Below are 17,464 nucleotides of genomic sequence, written 5' to 3' on the forward strand. Positions count from 1 at the left end.
TCGCCTCCGTGGTCGGCTGGTGTCGACGCGGGTGCCGAGGCCGGTCGCCTCGGTGCGCCGTCACCGACCCTAGAGGCCATTGAGGTCAGATCCTGGCCGCAATATGCGGGGGTGGGGAGGCCGTCCGAGCTGATTCCTCGGCGGTCTGGGATCGCCCGGTCTGGGATCGCCCGGTCTGGGAACGCCCGGTCTCGGATCGTGCGGTCTGGGATCGCGCCGCTCGGGCGGGGGAGGGCCGGGTGGGGAAGCCTGCGGGCTGGGGGGGCGCGGGCAGGCGGTAGACGCGGCGGGCGTTGCCGGCGCTGATCAGCTGGGTGATCCGGGTGGCGTCGTCGGGCGTCCAGGCGTCGTCGGCGACGCCGGCGTCGAGGAAGCTGGCCAGGCCCCGGCGGAACAGGGTCGCGCCGAGCAGGAACAGTTCGGCCAGCGCGTAGGCGTCGGTGGAGAACAGCAGCTTGGCGAACGGTGCCAGTTCCAGCGCCTGGGCGAGCAGGGCGGCCGAGCCACGTCCGGTGTTGTGGATGGCGAGGCCGAGATCAAGGTGCACGTTCGGGAAGACCTGGGCGAGATAGGCGGCCTCGCGGTGGTACGGATAGCAGTGCAGCAGCAGGACGCTCACCTCGCTCGGGGCGATGGCGCGCAGCAGGCCGGTGAGCAGCAGCGGATTGCCGCGGGTGAGGTCGAGGTCGTTGTCGCCGTAGCCGACGTGGATCTGCACGGGCAGCCCGGCGTCCACCCCGCACCAGATCAGGAACGCGTGCAGGACGGGATCATGCAGCCGGATCGGCGCACCCCCACGTATCTCGTTGATCCAGGTCCGGGTGGCGGCGGCGATCTCGCGCTCGGTGGGCCGCACCGCAGGAAGCTCCAGCCCGGCCCGGTAGGCGGCAACGGACTTCACCGCGACGGTCGTCGATGACCGGTCGGCCAGCCGGGCACGGACCGTGTCCGCGAGATGTCCCACCCCGATCTGCCCGGTGAGCACGTCGACCGCGGCGAGCTCGGCGATCCGCTCCAGCCGCATGACATCCAGACCGCACGCCGGCAGCGGGCTGGTGGCGCTGGTGGCAGCGCCGGTGGGGGTGGCGGTGGGCGGGGTGGCGGTGGGCGGGGTGGCGGCGGGTGGAGTGGCGTAGGCGGCGAGCTGCGCGGAGCTGGTCAGGGGTTCGGGCTGGAAGCCGGTGTCGACGCAGAAGGTGGTGATCCCGGCCGCGGTGAGCAGCCGACGGTGGACCTCCTCGTGGCCGAGTTCGGCGCGACGCTCGAGGTAGGTGTCGGGCTCGGCGTGCGGCGGCAGATCGAGTTGGGGCGCGCACCAGCGGCGCAGGGCGAACCCGAGCTGGCTGTCGAACAGGGTGGTGCCGGGCGGTCCGGGCGTGTCCGCCTCGGTGAGCATGCTTTCGAACTCCGGCCGGTCCAGGTCCCGTTGGACGAGCCCATGGCAGTGGTGATCGATGAGCTCTCCGTCCACGCGCAGCGCCATCCCTGGTGCATCCCCCCTGGACGGGCTGGTCATGCCTGGCTGGCACGTCCCCCCGGTCGTTGCACACAGTGATATTCACCAGTGGACGACGCCTGTGGATAACGTGTGGACAACTACGGTGCTCCTGGGGACAGTCGGATCTGAAATCCGTGATGTTGGCGTGTTTTCAGAGTTTCTTGACTCGCAGCTAACTGTGGAAAACGTTGGACGGGCCAAGGGTGGCGCGCGCTGATCTCGAGCCACGGCCGGCAGCTCGGCTACTTTTGGTTATCACTTCGCGCTGTGGTCGGCGTCTCGTCCGATGTTCTCGGGCACCAGCGCGCCGTCGGAAGCACGCTCCTTCGGTCCGGCGTCGCCGCAGCGGGGAAGGGTGGCCAGCAGGCATCCGCCGAGGAGGCGACGATGAACGAGCCCGGTCCGAAACCAGTGTCAACGCCACCCCCCGCCCATCCGACCCCACCCGCGTCCGCGGCCTCGCCCGGCTACGTGTCCCCCCCGAGACCGACCTCCGCGTCCCCCGCGGTGACCGTCGCGGTGCGGACGTCCCGGGAGTCGGACGGGGGCGAGGCGGCAGCGGCGGCGGCACCGGCGGTGTCGTCGCGGGGGGTGCCGGTGGCGGCGTCGACGCTGGCGGCGGTTCGGGGCGGCTGGGAGCGGGATCGGATCGCCGCGGCGGCACGGCACGCGGCGACGAACCTGGCGGTGCGCGGGGTGGTCTGCGTGGCCTGCACCTTCGTCGACAACAGCGGCATCACGAGGGTGAAGGGCGTGCCGGTCGGACGGCTGGACGCGGCGGCGGTCTGGGGCGTGGGCATGTCGCCGGTGTTCGACGCCTTTCTTCCCGACGACGCGATTCTCGGCGACACGGCGGCCGGTAGCCCCGTCGGCGACCTGCGGCTGCATCCGGACCTTGACCGGTTGACCCTGCTGGCCGCCCAGCCGGGCTGGGCGTGGGCACCCGCGGACCGTCGCGACCAGGACGGCCAGCCCCATCCCCAGGACGGCCGGGAACTCGTCCGCCGCCAGATGGCCCGGCTCGCCACCCGGGGGATCGAGGTGGCGCTCGCGTTCGAGGTCGAGTGGACGGTGGCCACCGCCGACGCCGACCCCGACGAGTTCGTACCGGCGGCGCGCGGACCCGCGTACGGGATGACCCGGGTCACCGAACTCGCCGACTACCTGCGTGACGTCGTCGCGGCGCTCACCGACCAGGGGCTCGTCGTCGAGCAGATCCATCCCGAGTACGCCGCCGGTCAGTTCGAGGTCTCGGTCGCCCCACAGGACCCGCTCGCCGCCGCGGACACCTGCGTGCTGGTCAAGGAGACCATCCGCGGGATCAGCACGCGCCACGGCCTGCGCGCCTCGTTCGCCCCCCAGCTGGTCGCCGGCGGTGTTGGCAACGGCGGCCACATCCACCTCAGTCTGTGGGCCAACGACAGCCCGTGGCGCGCCGACCCGGACGACCTCGACGACCTCGGCAACCAGCGTGGCTCCCACGATGCGTCCGGCCCGCGTCGACACGGTGATCCCGGCGCCGTGGCGGGGGCCGCGGCGGGGGCGGGTGTCGGGTCGGCGCGGTGGGACGCGGTGTCGGTGGGTCTTGCCGAGGGCGGATGGGTGAACCTGATGGGGGCGGGTTCGGGTCCGGCCGGACTCACCGCGGCCGGGGAGGCGTTCGCCGCGGGCATCCTGGGGCGGCTGCCGGCGCTGATGGCGCTGGGAGCCCCGAGCGTCGCGTCCTACCTGCGGCTCGTGCCGTCACGGTGGGCGGGTGTGTACGCCTGCTGGGGACGGGAGAACCGGGAGGCGGCGCTGCGGATGGTCCCGGGCCCGGCCGCGGCCGGTGGGCGCTCGGCGAACCTCGAGGTGAAGTGCTTCGATCTGGCGGCGAACCCCTACCTGGTCGTCGCGGCGCTGCTCGCCGCCGGGCAGGACGGGCTGCTCGCCGGCGCCCGGCTGCCCGCCGCGGTGGACGTCGACCCCGCCCGGCTGGAGGCCGCCGAACGCGATCGCCGTGGCATCCGACGGCTGCCCACGACCCTCAGCGCGGCGCTGGCGGCCTTCGAGGCGGACGAGGTGCTGCGGGCCGCCTGCGGGCCGCGGCTGCACGACACGGTCGTCGCCCTCCGGCACGCGGAGATCCGCCGGTTCGCCGCCGCCGCGCCGGAGGAGGTCGTCGCCGCGACCCGCTGGCGATACTGACCGCGCGCCGCCGGACGCGGCGTGGAAGCGGACCGGACGTAAACGTCGGGACGTCCTATGTGGCGAAGGCCACGTTGCTTTGGCGTGTGCGTGGGCTTTCCCTTCACAATGATGCGCACCCGTCCGAGGAGGCGCGTGTGCGCAAGGTCCTGGTAGCCAACCGCAGTGAGATCGCCGTCCGAGTTTTTCGTGCCGCCCAGGAACTGGGCCTGCGCACGGTTGCCGTCTATACCCCTGAGGACGTGTCCGCACTTCATCGCACCAAGGCATCCGAGGCTTATGAGATCGGTGTTCCCGGGCATCCTGTGCGGGGTTATCTGGATATCGACGCGTTGCTGACGGTGGCCAAGCAGGCCGAAGCGGACGCGTTGCATCCGGGCTACGGCTTCCTGTCGGAGTCCGCGGTGCTGGCGGAGGCGTGTGCCGCGGCCGGGGTGACCTTCGTCGGCCCGCCGCCGTCGGTGCTGCGCCTGACCGGAGACAAGGTCGCGGCGCGGGACGCGGCGATGGCGGCCGGGCTGCCGGTCCTGCGCGCCTCGGCGCCGTTGCCCGACGGTGTGGGCGCGGAGCAGGCCGCGGCGGCGGTGGGTTTCCCGCTGTTCGTGAAGGCGTCCGCGGGCGGTGGGGGACGTGGACTGCGCCGGGTGGAGCGCCCGGCGGATCTCGCGGACGCGGTGGGTAGCGCGTCACGGGAGGCGGCGGCGGCGTTCGGGGACGGCACGGTGTTCCTGGAACAGGCGGTCGACCGCCCGCGGCACATCGAGGTGCAGGTGTTCGCCGACTCGTACGGAAACATCATCCACCTGTACGAGCGGGACTGTTCGGTGCAGCGCCGGCATCAGAAGGTCGTCGAGATCGCGCCGGCGCCCGAACTGGACGAGGCTGTGCGCGCCAGCATCTGCGCGGACGCCGTGCGATTCGCCCGCCATGTCGGCTATGTCAATGCCGGTACCGTCGAATTCCTGCTGGGCGCCGATGGCTCCTACACCTTCATGGAGATGAATCCGCGGATCCAGGTGGAGCACACGGTCACCGAGGAGGTGACCGGCGTCGACCTGGTGGCCGCGCAGCTGCGTGTCGCCGCAGGGGAGAGCCTCGACGATCTGAACCTCAGCCAGGACCGGATCGCGCTGCGTGGCACCGCCATCCAGTGCCGGGTCACCACCGAGGACCCCTCCGACGGCTTCCGCCCCGACACCGGCACGATCAGCTTCTACCAGTCGCCCGGTGGTCCCGGTGTCCGCCTGGACGGGGCGACGTACGCGGGTGCGGAGGTCAGCCCGTACTTCGACTCGCTGCTGGTGAAACTGACGACCCGCGGCAGCACCCTGGAGAAGGCCGCCCGGCGGGCCCGGCGGGCCCTGGACGAGTTCCGCGTCCGCGGTGTCCGCACCAACATCGACTTCCTCGGCCGGGTGCTGGTCGACCCGGGTTTCCTCGCCGGCGGGGTCAGCACGTCGTTCATCGACGAACGTCCCGAACTGCTGGTGCCCGGCCGCGGCGCCGACCGCACCAGCCGGATGCTCGCCCGGCTCGCCGAAAGCACCGTCAACGGCCTGCCGCGGCCCGCCGGTGTCCTCGTCGACCCGCGCACGGCCCTGCCGGAGCTGCCCGAGGTCCCCGCCGAACCGCGCGGGTCACGTCAGCTGCTGGCGGAGCTTGGACCGGCCGGCTGGGCCGCGCGGCTGCGCGCCCAGGAGACGCTGGCCGTCACCGACACGACGTTGCGCGACGCGCACCAGTCGCTGCTGGCGACCCGGCTGCGCAGCTTCGACATTCTCGCGGCGGCGCCCGCGTTCGCCGCGCTCACCCCGAACCTGCTGAGCCTGGAGGCGTGGGGTGGGGCGACCTACGACGTGGCGCTGCGCTTCCTCGCCGAGGACCCGTGGGAGCGCCTCGCCGCGCTGCGCGCGGTCGCGCCGAACATGTGCGTCCAGATGCTGCTGCGTGGCCGCAACGCCGTCGGCTACACCCCCTACCCGGACGATGTGGTGCGGGCGTTCGTCGCGGAGGCCGCGGCCACCGGCGTCGACATCTTCCGGATCTTCGACGCGTTGAACGACATGGAACAGATGCGCCCGGCGATCGACGCGGTGCTCGCCACCGGCACGGCGATCGCCGAGGGCACCCTGTGCTACACCGGTGACCTGTCGAACCCCGCCGAGCGGATCTACACCCTGGACTACTACCTGCGGCTGGCCGAGCAGCTCGTCGACGCGGGCGTCCACGTCCTGGCGATCAAGGACATGGCCGGTCTGCTGCGTCCCACCGCCGCCAGCACCCTGGTCACCGCCCTGCGGGAACGCTTCGACCTACCCGTCCACCTGCACACCCACGACACCGCCGGCGGCCAGCTCGCCACCCTGCTCGCCGCCGCCGCGGCCGGTGTCGACGCCGTCGACGCCGCCGCCGCGCCGATGTCCGGCGGCACCAGCCAGGTGAACATGTCGGCGCTGGTCGCCGCCACCGACCACACGCCCCGCTCCACCGGGATCGATCTGGGCGCCCTGTCGTCGATGGAGGCCTACTGGGAGGCCGTGCGGGACCTGTACGCACCGTTCGAGGCGGGCCTGCGCGCACCGACCGGCGCGGTCTACCGGCACGAGATCCCCGGCGGCCAGCTCACCAACCTGCGCCAGCAGGCCATCGCGCTCGGCCTCGGCGACCGGTGGCCCGCGGTCCAGGAGGCCTACGCGGTCGCGAACGACCTGCTCGGCAAGCCCATCAAGGTGACCCCGACCAGCAAGGTCGTCGGCGACCTCGCCCTGTTCCTCGTCGGCGGCGGCATCGACGTCGACCTGCTGCGCGAACACCCCGAACAGTTCGACCTGCCCGCCAGCGTCCTGGGCTACCTCGCCGGGGAACTCGGCACCCCCCCGGCCGGTTTCGCCGAACCGTTCCGCGAGCGTGCCCTCGCCGGACGACACCCGGAACCGCCCTCGGCCACCCTGGACGCCGCCGACTCCGCCGAACTCGACGCCGGTGGCGCCCGCCGCCGCGCGGCGCTGTCCCGGCTGCTGTTCCCCGGCCCGTGGAAGGACTACCTCGCCGCCGTCGAGGCCTACGGCGACACCTCTGTCATCCCCACCGAGGGCTATCTCTACGGCCTGCGTCCCGGTGTGCCGCTCGCCGTCACCCTGGAACCCGGCGTGGAGATCATCGTCGAGCTGGAGACCCTCTCCGAACCGGACGACGCCGCCCTGCGCACCCTGTACCTGCGGGTCAACGGTCAGCCCCGCCCGGTGCGGGTCCGCGACACCTCCATCACCGCCACGACCACCGCGGCCCGCCGGGTCGACCCCGCCGACCCGAAGCAGATCGGTGCCGGCCTGCCCGGCATCGTCACCTTCGTCGTCGGCGTCGGCGACACGGTGACCGCCGGCCAGAAACTCGCCGTCGTCGAGGCCATGAAGATGGAAGCCGCTGTCACCAGCCCCGTCGCCGGCACCATCGCCGAACTCGTGCGCACCAGCGGCGACTCCGTCGAGGTCGGTGACCTCCTGCTCATCCTGCGCCCCTGACTTCTGCCCCTGACCAGACGTGAAACGCCGGGCCGGCCCGTCCCAGGACTCTGACTGGGGCGGGCCGGCCCGGCGTCGTACCGGGATCGGAAGGCGGGTGGGCGCGGCTCAGGAGGCCTGGCTGGTGGCGGGACGCCGCGGACGGAAGACCCAGGCGCGCATCAGCAGGAAGCGGATGACGGTGGACAGCAGGTTCGCCAGGACCAGGACGGTGACCTCCAGACCGCGTCCGGGATGACCGCTGCCGGCGTGCAGAAGAGCGAGCGAGCCGCTGGTCAGCCCCAGCCCGATGCCGAAGACGACAAGGCCCTGGAGATGGTGGCGGCCGGCCTGCTCGGGGCCGGTGAGACCGAAGGTGAGCCGACGGTTCGCCGCGGTGTTCGCCACGGCGGTGATCAGCAGGGCGAGCAGGTTCGCGGCCTGGGCACCGGTGACCGTCCGCAGCAGGACGAACAGAAGCAGGTAGGCCAGGGTGCTGGCGACGCCGATCGCGGCGAAGCGGACCAGCTGCCTCGGCAGCCCCCGTGGCACTCCAGGAACCTGCACGCCGTCTCCCGTATCCCTCGAACTGTCAGTGTTTCCGCTGGTCAGAGCACTACCTGCGGTGGCGGTCAGGGGTCCGCGGCCGAACTCGCGGCGCAGGTCCGCGACGGGGAGCGCGCCGCTGCCGAGAGCACGCAGCAGACGGGCGACGCCCTTGAGGTCGGCCATGGCGGTGGCGACCACGTCGACCCGGCTGTCGGGATCGTCCACCCAGTCGACCGGCACCTCGTGGATGCGCATGCCGGCCCGTTCCGCGAGCACGAGCAGTTCGGTGTCGAAGAACCAGCCGGTGTCCTCGACCAGCGGCAGCAGCGCGGACGCCGCGTCCGCGCGGATCGCCTTGAACCCGCACTGGGCGTCGGAGAAACGGGCCGCCAACGTCCCCCGCAGGATCATGTTGTAGCAGCGGGAGATCACCTCGCGGCGCGGCCCGCGCACCACGCGGGACGTGCGGGACAGCCGGGTGCCGATCGCCAGGTCGGAGTGCCCGGTGATCAGCGGGGCGACCAGCGGCAACAGGGCGGCCAGGTCGGTGGACAGGTCGACGTCCATGTAGGCGAGCACCGGCGCGGACGACTCGCTCCACGCCGCCCGCAGCGCCCGGCCGCGTCCCTTGGCGTCCAGGTGGAAGGCCCGGACACCGGGCAGCTCCTCCTGGAGGGCCAGCGCGATGCCCAGGGTGTTGTCGGTGCTGGCGTTGTCCGCCACCGTGATCTGGAAGGGGTAGGGAAAACCGTCCCGCAGATGTGCGTGCAGCCGGCGCACGCACGGCGCGAGGTCGTCCTCCTCGTTGTAGACGGGGATGACGACGTCCAGGACGGCGACGGGATGCTGGTCGTCCACCGTCCGCTCGTCCTGCGGTGTTGCTGTCGTGGCCTGTGCCCAACCGCCGCCAACGCGCTGCACGGGGGCGGCGGAGGCAGTACCGGTCGCCAGGGATCGCATCGACGTCGTCATGACACTCACTCTCGGTCGGTGAGCTGTGGCACCCGTGTGCCGATCCTGTGCGGTGACTGTGAACAGCGACGGCCTCGCCCGGATGGGTGAGGCCGTCTGGCCTGCCACGTGGCCGTGCGTCCCAGCCCGAGGGGAAGGGGGCTGGAACGCACGGCCGGACCGGGGGACCGCGGGGCCGCGGTCCGATCAGTGGTCGGGTCGGTGGGTCAGGTGGTCTGGGCGGTGGTCGCACCGGTGGCCGAGGTGGACGCGGCCGTCTTCGGGGCGGTGAGGTCGTAGAGGGTGACCCCGCCGACCGTCCTGGCGGTGAAGTTCGCCTCGATCCAGCTCGCGATGCTGCTGGAGGCGCTGCTGCCGCCCATGGACTGGCCGAAGCCGCCGCCGCCGATGAAGTAGTGGATCCTCTTGTCGCTGACGTACTTCTGGAACTCGGCGAGGGTGGGCGACGGGTCGCTGCCGTTGAAGCCACCGATCGGCATCACCGGCTCCCGCGTGGCCAGCTGATAGCCGGCGGCGCTGTTCGAACCGACCGCCGCGGCGACCCAGGTGTACTGGTCAGCGTCCTGCTTGAACAGGTTGACGATCTCCTGGCTCGGCTTGGCCGCGTCCAGCAGACCGCCCATGCCACCCCGACCGCCAGCGGCGCCCGGACCCGTCGCCGTACCGCCAGTAGCACCCTGACCAGCCGTCCCGCCGGTGCCCGTGCCGCCGCCGGTGCCTGTGCCGCCCTGGCCCGGCGCGGTGGCGCCGTTCTGGCCGGGAAGCGCGCCCACGCCGGCGGGGCCACCAGCGGCACCCGGGGCGCCGGGGAAGCCCTGAGCTCCGGCGCCGCGCTGGCCGAACCGTCCGAACTGGCCGTTGCCGTTGCCGTTACGACGACCCATCCCGCCGGGACCGCCGCCGAAACCGGCGCCGGCCGGACCGGCCGAGGGGATCGAACCGGTGTGCGGGGCGCCGGCGGTGGCGATCGTGTACGCGCCGGGACCGAGCAGACCGGTGACCAGCGTCAGGACGGCGACGCCGAGCGCGGCCCGGCGCGGCAACCGGACGCAGGCGAGGAAACCGAGCGCGGCGATGACGCCGGTGACCAGCACCGTGTAGCGAATCCACGGATTCCAGTCGGGGGTGCGGTCGAGCAGGTGGAACGTCCACCAGGTGGTCACACCGATCGCGGCGGCACCGGCGACCGCGGCGGCGGGGTGGTGGCGCTGGCGCCAGATCAGCACCGCCCCCATGCCGACCACGGCGCCGATCGCCGGCGCGAGCGCGACGGTGTAGTACGGATGGAAGATGCCCTGCATCTGGCTGAAGATGATCCCGGTGACCAGCAGCCAGCCGCCCCACAGCACGAGCGCGGCGCGCAGCCGGTCCGTCCGCGGCGCCCGCCGGGTGATCCACAGGCCCGCGCCCAGCAGGATCAGCGAGGCCGGCAGCAGCCAGGAGATCTGGCCACCGACCTCGTCGCCGAACATCCGCAGCCAGCCGGTCTGACCCCACATCCCGCCACCGCCAGGCCCGCCACCGCCACCGGGACCGCCCCCACCACCGGGGAAGGTGAACGCGCCGCCGGTACCGGTACCGGTGCCCGGTGCGGCGCCGGCCGCCCCGTTCTGCAACGCGCCCCCCGCGGCCGTCCCTGCGGCCCGGCGAGCACCACCGCCGCCGACGCTGCCGGTCTCGTTACCGGTGAGGCGTCCCAGCCCGTTGTAGCCCAGGGTGAGTTCCCACAGACTGTTCTTCTGGGAGCCACCGATGTACGGCCGGGACGACGCCGGAACCAGCTCGACGATCGCGATGAACAGTCCGGACGGAATCAGCAGCCCGAGCCCACCGGCCAGGGTCTGCCGCACCCGCCGCCAGAACCCGGTCGGCGCGAACGCCAGATAGACCAGCGCGAACACCGGCACCACGACCAGCGCCTGCAACAGCTTCGTCAGGAAGGCGAAGCTGACCAGCACACCGGCCAGCACCATCCACTTCGTACTGGCCTGTTCGACGGCCCGAAGCGTCGCGTACGCACCGCCGATCAGCAGCAGCACGAGCAGCGCGTCCGGATTGTTGAACTTGAACATCACCGCGGCGATCGGTGTGAGCGCCAGCACCAGCCCGGCGATGAGCCCGGCCACCGGACCCGCGTACCGGCGCACCGACCTGTAGAGCAGCCCGACGGACGCCACACCCATCAGCGCCTCGGGAACAAGAATGCTCCACGAGTTCAGCCCGAAGATCCGCACCGAGAGCGCCATGATCCACAGGGACGCCGGCGGCTTGTCGACGGTGATGGAGTTCCCGGCGTCCGAGGACCCGTAGAAGAACGCCTTCCAGCTCACCGACCCGGCCTGCACCGCCGCCGAGTAGAAGGCGTTCGCCCAGCCGGACGCGCCGAGATCCCACAGGTACAGCACCGCCGTGCCGATCAGCAGCACCGCCAGCGCGGGTCGCACCCAGCGCGGATCGGGTGCGTTCTCCGGCACCGCCCCGACGTCGGGCTGCCCCGCCTCACCGGAGCCGGCTCCGACCTCGGTCGGCGCGTCGGATCCGTCGGATGCGTCAGATCCGTCATGGTCGGGTGTTCCGGCCGGGCCTGTCCTGGTCCACGGCAACCTGCGACGGTGCCCGTGGGCACGCCGATCCCGCGCTTCGGGGATCGGGTCGGTGAGAGTCGACGACATGGGAATCACCCTGCGCCGCGGACCTTTCGGCTCCTTGTGCTCCACCTGTGACCAACCTGTGAGCTCCGCCCTCGGGTAGCCCCGGCCCCGACCCCCGGGTAGCCCCGGCCCCGACCCCCGGGTAGCCCCGGCCCCGACCCCCGGGTAGCCCCGGCCCCGACCCCCGGGTGGTCCCGGCCCCGACCCCCGGGTGGTCCCGGTCCCGACACCTGTCTCTGGTCGCGGTTACCTGGTGTGACGGATCTGCCGGGGGTCACGGGTATGCAGGGTGCACACGGGTCGTCGTGGGGGTATTCGTGTCCGTTTTGCCCCCCACAGCGACCCGCGTGGGTGGATCTTGTCTTGGGGCTGCCAGCAGATTGTGATGACGGCCCGAGCTGGTTGCCGTGGGTGAGGGTGGGGGGTGTTCCGGCTGCGGAGAGTGGGCGGGCTGCCGGGGTTTGTTCGTGGATGAGAGGCTGGCGTGACCAGGGATCGGGCGGCGGCGCGCGGTGCCTGCGGAGGTTATGGGCGGGGCGACGGTGTGTGCCCGAGCGTCGGGGCTGCGAGGAAACCACTGGTGGGGGCGTCAATGGGCAGGTGATCCCCACGGGTATGGCCGACGGCGCCGCCCATGGGATCCCCGACGGCACCGCCGCCAGGAGCCTCGATCGCGCCGTTGTCGGAAGCGCCCATGGCGCCGTCAGCGGGAACGCCGAACGCCTCGCCGAGGGCGGAGCCGTCCGAGATGGGAAGGGAGGCATCCGAGGACGTGCGGGGGAGACGGACGACGAAGGCGGTGCGGCCGGGGACACTGCTGGCCTCGACACGGCCGTGATGGGCCTCGATGACGGCGGCGACGATCGCGAGACCGAGGCCGGTGCTGCCGGCGGCGCGGGAACGGGAGCTGTCGCCGCGGGCGAAGCGTTCGAAGATCTGCGGGAGGAGTTCGGCAGCGATGCCGGGGCCGTTGTCGACGACGGCGATGATGGCGTCGGTGGCCGTGGCGGACAGGCTCGCGGTCACCAGGGTGCCGGGCGGGGTGTGGGTGCGGGCGTTGGCCAGCAGGTTCGCGAGGACCTGGTGCAGGCGCGCGGCGTCGCCGGTGACGGAGACGGGCTCCTCGGGCAGGTCCAGGCTGAACCGGTGGCCGGGCGCGGCGACATGGGCGTCACTGACCGCGTGGACGACGAGGTCGGAAAGGTCGACCGACTCGTGCTCCAACGGCCGGCCCGAGTCGATCCGGGCGAGCAACAGCAGGTCCGAGACCAGGGATGTCATCCGGGCGCTTTCCGATTCGACCCGGCTCATCGCGTAGGTGACGTCCGGCGGGACCGGTTCGCGGGTGCGTCGGGTGAGCTCCGCGTAGCCGCTGATCGCGGCCAGCGGGGTGCGCAGTTCGTGGCTTACGTCGGCGAGGAACTGCCGCATCCGCGTCTCGCTGGCATGCCGGACGGCGAGCGCGTTACCGATATGACCGAGCATCTGGTTGAGCGCCGCGCCGACCTGCCCGACCTCGGTGCGCGGGTCGGTGTCGACCTCGGCCACCCGCACGGACAGCGCGACCTCGCCGCGTTCCAGCGGCAGCTCCGCCACCCGGGACGCGGTGGCCGCCACCCGGCGCAACGGCCGCAGCGTCACCCGGATGATGATCGTCCCGGCGATCGCGGTGGCCGCGACCCCAATCAGGGCGACCACCCCACCGATCACCGTCATCTTGGTCAACGTGGCGTTGACCTGCGCCATCGGCAGGGCGGTGACCACGGTCGTACCGTTCGCCCGCGTGGTGCTGATGATGCGGTACTCATCGCCACCGATGGTGCGGGTGTACGCGTTTCCGTCGCGGGGGACCGCGGCGATCGTTACCGCCTCCCCGTCAGTGACCGACTGCAGGGCGTTCGTGGACGAGTCGTAGGTCGCCCCGTAGAGGGTGCTGCCGTCGATCACCGCCGCGAGCGTGCCCGGATCCACCGGCCCGCGGAAGAACCCGTTCACCAGAGCCGTGCCGTCCAGCTCGTCCAGCGCGTTCTGCGCCGCCGTGGTCGTCGTGGTCACGGATGTGGTGGTGGTACCGCTGCCCGAACCCGTCGCACCGCCCGTGCCGCTGTCCGACTCCGAGCTGTCACCTGAGCCCGAGCCGCTGCCGGCCCCCGTGCCGTAGCCGCTTCCGTAGCCACCGCCGTAACCGCTCCCGGGCAGCAGGCCGGCCCCGGCAGGGGGCAGACCGGGGATGCCATCGCGGCCCCACCGGCGGCTGGTGTCCACGAGCTGATGGTCAAGCTGGTTGATCAGAACACCGCGCAGAGCCACCGCCGTGACGAACACGATCGCCATGGACGCGGTCGCCAGCAGCACCATGAGCAGGGCGATCAGCCGGGCACGCAGGGACCAGCGGGCCGGTGAGACCTTCCGCCCATGCCCCGGCTCGCCGCCGCGAGCAGCCCTGCTGCGGCGCGCACCGGAACGTCGTCCCGGCCTGGGGACCGGACCCGAGGCGCCACCGGGCAGCTCCGCGACAGCCATGCAGATCAACCCCGTCAGCCCCGACGGCCCAGGCCGCCACCAGCCGACGCCGACACCGCCGCCGCCGACACCGACACCGCCGAGGTGCCAGCCCCGGGTGGACCAGGCGCGCCCTGGGCCTGATCGGCCGGACGCAGGACGTAGCCGGCACCGCGCATCGTGTGGATCATTGGCGGACGTCCGGCGTCGATCTTCTTACGCAGGTAGGAGACGTACAGTTCGACCACGTTGGCCTGACCGCCGAAGTCGTAGTTCCACACCCGATCGAGGATCTGCGCCTTGCTCAGTACCCGACGTGGGTTGCGCATGAAGAAGCGGAGCAGCTCGAACTCGGTGGCGGTCAGATGGACGGGCACCCCTCCACGCTCCACCTCGCGGCTCTCCTCGTCCATGGTGAGGTCGCCGACGACCAGCCGGGCACCCTGCGCGGCCTCGGTGTTGCGCGCCGCCCGCCGCATCAGTCCCCGCAGCCGCGCGACCAGTTCCTCAAGGCTGAACGGCTTCGTGACGTAGTCGTCGCCACCCGCGGTCAGCCCCGCAACCCGATCCTCGACGGCATCGCGAGCGGTGAGGAACAGGACGGGCACGTCCGGACTCTCCGCCCGTAGCCGCCGCAGCACCTCCAGCCCGTCCATGTCCGGCAGCATGATGTCGAGCACGACCGCGTCGGGCCGGAACTCGCGTGCCAGTCGCAGGGCGGTCCGCCCGTCCCCAGCGCTGCGCACTTCCCAGCCCTCATAGCGCAGCGCCATCGACAGCAGCTCCGCCAGTGTCGTCTCGTCGTCCACCACGAGTACCCGCACCGGTTGCATGAGGACAGCCTCTCCCAGATCCCTAGCCGTCAGCTGAGTCCTCGCTGTGAACTTCCTGTGAGTGCCCCACGCGGCGGACGGCAGGGTTGTGGGCTCGACGTTGTCTCAGATCGTGCTGCTTTGATCACTGGCCGGCCATATTGTCGCCTAGTGCAACTAGATGATGCTTTGGAGGCATTGGCCCTGCTTCGGCGGCAATCTGATCATGGACGGCCACCGCCGCAGCAGTCGCTGACGTTGCTGTGGGCGGTCGAGCAGGTAGCCGTGGGCATCCGCCTCTTCCGGTGGTCGCAGATGCACGAGACGCTGGAGGCCAGGTTCGCCACCCGGGCCGAGGCGCTAGGTCATCGTGCAGCTCCAGAGAACGCTGTGGTCGCGCTGCGCGATTCTCCACTCTGGGAGATCCGGGCCGACTCTGTGGTGCCGGTGTCGCTCGGGTCATCAGTGCGTAGCTGGCTGGAGGAAGAGGATCCCGAGTTTGGGCTTTCGGTCGAGGCATTCAGCCTCCTGCGGGACGAGGGGGTTCGGGCCCTTTTCGTCTCCCAGCTACGCGCACTGATCGATGACAGCACACCCACGCCGACCTCATCTCTCGCGCCGAATGTGTCGAATGCGGACGAGGATTGGGATATTGAGGTAGGGGAAGTCTTGCGCCGGGCGGAAGTACACGACAGGTATGGTGGAAGTCGTCAGTCGGGGATATCGCACTCGAGGCAGACTTCAAATATCCTGCTCTTTGCAGATCCCGCCGCGCGAGAAAAGCATGGGTACTTTGATGGCTGGAGCGACGACGGCCTTTTTCACTACACGGGAACTGGTCAAAAAATAGATCAGATCATGCCTGGTGATAATGAGCGGCTGTTGCAGCATAGGAAATCGAAACGGCCGCTGCGTCTCTTCCGCGTCCTCGCGCGCGCGAAAGTCCAATATGCGGGAAGATTTTGTGTCGACGAGGTAGAGCCCTGGTACCCCAGTCGAGCACCCGCCACGGCCGACGGCCCCGAACGCTCGGTCATCGTCTTTCGCCTCAGGCCTGATGGCGAGGTCGAGGATGCCGAGACAGCTGCTGCCTACGGTGTCGCCACTTCGAGTCGCGTAGTCTCGATACCGCTCGAGAAAGTCAAGACCGAAAGCTACACGATGAGTGGTGCGCCGGCGTCAGTCGTTGTGCGGCGAAAGGAAGGTAAGCTCGTTGAACAGTACGCCGCCTACCTGAGATCTCTTGGCCATGATGTCAGTCGCAACAGCATCCTTCCAGTCGGGGAGTCGGGTTCGCTGCAGACGGATCTCTATGACGAGACCACCGGCGATCTGGTGGAAGCGAAGAGTGATGTGCATCGAAATTCGATCCGCCTGGCGATCGGGCAGCTCCTTGACTATCGGCGGTTTATAGATCCATCTCCGCGGTTGAATGTCCTGCTTCCAGCGCGACCCCGGCGAGATCTTCTTGATCTATGCGCGACTGTTAATGTTACTGTTATCTGGAAGTCTGACGCGTTGCCAGGCTGGGATCACAGCTAGTTTTTGGGTGTGGGCCGCGGTGCGGCCTTCGCCGGGCCTCAGCAGAATATCGGCGCCAGGTGCGGTGCCCCGAACCGTACTCGCTCAGCCTGGCCATCACCGGCCAGCGACCACACTTCGCCCTTGGCTGCGCTGGACCCTAGATCCGCAAGAAGCCGATCCCGGGTCCGGAACCAGCGGCTGATGGGTAGGTGGTGAGGGTGCGGGTCGCCGTGTGGGCGCGGCCTTGGGTCTCCCGGACCCCGCGTCCCTCGGAAGTTGCCTGGCTCTTCATGACCATCGTCCTGGTGGCTCTGGGCCTGGTGGTGGGGTCCTAGCGGGCCAGAGGCCGCGGATTGGTACGGGATGTGTTGATCTCGTCGCGGACGGGTGACCATGGGTTGGACCAGGCGCTACCTGGGTCACAGGACGAACTGCCCAGGATCACGGTGTGATCTGTCGCGAGGGTGACCACCAAACTGCCCCCCAAGTGAGGGTTCATCCGGCCAAAATGGGTACGTGCAACGCATGGTTCGACGTCGTCGTCCTCAGTCCGCCCGCCACCGAGCGCGCCGTCGCGCGGCGCGCCGGATCGTGCTGCCCACGGCCACCTTCGTCACCGCGGGGATCGTCACTGTCGGCACGGCCTTCGCCTGTACCGGCTCCACCACCGGTGCGGCTGCGCGTCCGTCCGGGCTGGTCAAGTCCGGTGCGATCGTCGCGAGCTCCGTGCGCGCGGCGGACACGCTCGCGCCGTCGTCGACGGATGCGTCCGCCATCGCCCAGGCGGTGAAGAGCAGCGAGTACACCTCGGCCGTCCCCGCGGCTGACTACGAGGTGACCGGCACGCTCCTCGCCGCCAGCGACCCGACGTGGGCCTACACCGAACTACATCCGACCGTCCAGGACTACGACCGTGCGGAGGGTGTCCTGCACCGCACCTCCGGTGGCTGGCAGCTCGTCCAGCTCGGAACCTACGAGGTCGGCTGTGGTGTCGCGCCGACGGCGGTCCTCGACGACTTCGGCCTCGCATGCCCGCCCCCGGGTGCGGAGGACGACAGCGCGACGGAGGGCGCCGCCGCCGCGTAGCCATCCCCGAGCATCGAACACCTGATCGCGGATGGTCGACGCCGAGGCACGCACAGACACGTACAGGCACGCACAGACACCGACGCCCCGCCGCGCTTCCTGCGCCGCGGGGCGTCAACGCGTGTGGTCCGAGCATGCGAGATACTTGCGCTGTCAAGTGTCGCCGCCGTCCCTGGCGGTACT

At 70.9% G+C, this 17,464-nt stretch carries 9 protein-coding genes; 4 read left to right on the plus strand and 5 right to left on the minus strand.

The features are described from left to right. Window positions 1–85: 85 nt before the first annotated feature. The gene (locus MXD59_RS07450) at window positions 86–1,483 is read right to left on the minus strand and encodes an amidohydrolase family protein (RefSeq protein WP_248824027.1); all 1,398 of its coding nucleotides are present in this window, start codon (window positions 1,481–1,483) and stop codon (window positions 86–88) included. A 402-nt stretch (window positions 1,484–1,885) separates the two neighbouring features. On the opposite strand from MXD59_RS07450, the gene MXD59_RS07455 reads away from it, so the two are divergent. Both MXD59_RS07455 and MXD59_RS07460 read left to right on the plus strand, forming a co-directional pair. After that, complete coding sequence (locus MXD59_RS07455; protein WP_248824028.1) at window positions 1,886–3,685, plus strand: glutamine synthetase family protein; 1,800 nt, start codon at window positions 1,886–1,888, stop codon at window positions 3,683–3,685. Between the two features lie 137 nt (window positions 3,686–3,822). Next, the gene (locus MXD59_RS07460; RefSeq protein WP_248824029.1) at window positions 3,823–7,206 is read left to right on the plus strand and encodes a pyruvate carboxylase; all 3,384 of its coding nucleotides are present in this window, start codon (window positions 3,823–3,825) and stop codon (window positions 7,204–7,206) included. A 108-nt stretch (window positions 7,207–7,314) separates the two neighbouring features. Here MXD59_RS07460 and MXD59_RS07465 read toward each other — a convergent pair whose 3' ends face one another. The 4 genes from MXD59_RS07465 to MXD59_RS07480 all read right to left on the minus strand — a co-directional run bounded on the left by MXD59_RS07465 (window position 7,315) and on the right by MXD59_RS07480 (window position 14,692). Then, window positions 7,315–8,706 (minus strand): glycosyltransferase, encoded by a 1,392-nt coding sequence (locus tag MXD59_RS07465; protein ID WP_248824030.1) that lies wholly within the window; start codon window positions 8,704–8,706, stop codon window positions 7,315–7,317. A gap of 206 nt (window positions 8,707–8,912) precedes the next feature. Further along, a complete protein-coding gene (locus MXD59_RS07470) occupies window positions 8,913–11,378 on the minus strand; it encodes an ArnT family glycosyltransferase (RefSeq protein ID WP_248824031.1) in 2,466 nt (821 codons plus the stop codon). A 504-nt stretch (window positions 11,379–11,882) separates the two neighbouring features. Next, on the minus strand, window positions 11,883–13,880 hold the full coding sequence (locus tag MXD59_RS07475; protein WP_248824032.1) for a sensor histidine kinase: 1,998 nt from the start codon (window positions 13,878–13,880) through the stop codon (window positions 11,883–11,885). Window positions 13,881–13,894: 14 nt separating this feature from the next. Continuing rightward, window positions 13,895–14,692: a response regulator transcription factor gene (locus MXD59_RS07480; RefSeq protein ID WP_283096491.1), complete on the minus strand. Its 798-nt coding sequence runs from the start codon at window positions 14,690–14,692 to the stop codon at window positions 13,895–13,897. 150 nt (window positions 14,693–14,842) lie between these two features. Here MXD59_RS07480 and MXD59_RS07485 point away from each other — a divergent pair, with 150 nt between their 5' ends. Together MXD59_RS07485 and MXD59_RS07490 are read left to right on the plus strand one after the other, a co-directional pair. Then, window positions 14,843–16,213 carry an SRA domain-containing endonuclease gene (locus MXD59_RS07485; protein WP_248824033.1) on the plus strand — a complete coding sequence of 457 codons (1,371 nt, stop codon included), beginning with the start codon at window positions 14,843–14,845 and terminating at the stop codon, window positions 16,211–16,213. A 507-nt stretch (window positions 16,214–16,720) separates the two neighbouring features. Continuing rightward, entirely contained in the window at window positions 16,721–17,281 is a 561-nt protein-coding gene (locus MXD59_RS07490; RefSeq protein ID WP_248824034.1) for a hypothetical protein, read from the plus strand. Window positions 17,282–17,464: the final 183 nt, after the last annotated feature.

The organism is Frankia umida (assembly GCF_023242945.1).
Lineage (GTDB): Bacteria > Actinomycetota > Actinomycetes > Frankiales > Frankiaceae > Frankia > Frankia umida.

Coding starts and splice junctions, on each gene's coding strand:
- MXD59_RS07450 (WP_248824027.1), bottom strand. CDS start 1,483: ATGGCGCTGCGCGTGGACGGAGAGCTCATCGATCACCACTGCCATGGG.
- MXD59_RS07455 (WP_248824028.1), top strand. CDS start 1,886: ATGAACGAGCCCGGTCCGAAACCAGTGTCAACGCCACCCCCCGCCCAT.
- MXD59_RS07465 (WP_248824030.1), bottom strand. CDS start 8,706: ATGACGACGTCGATGCGATCCCTGGCGACCGGTACTGCCTCCGCCGCC.
- MXD59_RS07470 (WP_248824031.1), bottom strand. CDS start 11,378: ATGTCGTCGACTCTCACCGACCCGATCCCCGAAGCGCGGGATCGGCGT.
- MXD59_RS07475 (WP_248824032.1), bottom strand. CDS start 13,880: ATGGCTGTCGCGGAGCTGCCCGGTGGCGCCTCGGGTCCGGTCCCCAGG.
- MXD59_RS07480 (WP_283096491.1), bottom strand. CDS start 14,692: ATGCAACCGGTGCGGGTACTCGTGGTGGACGACGAGACGACACTGGCG.
- MXD59_RS07490 (WP_248824034.1), top strand. CDS start 16,721: ATGGTTCGACGTCGTCGTCCTCAGTCCGCCCGCCACCGAGCGCGCCGT.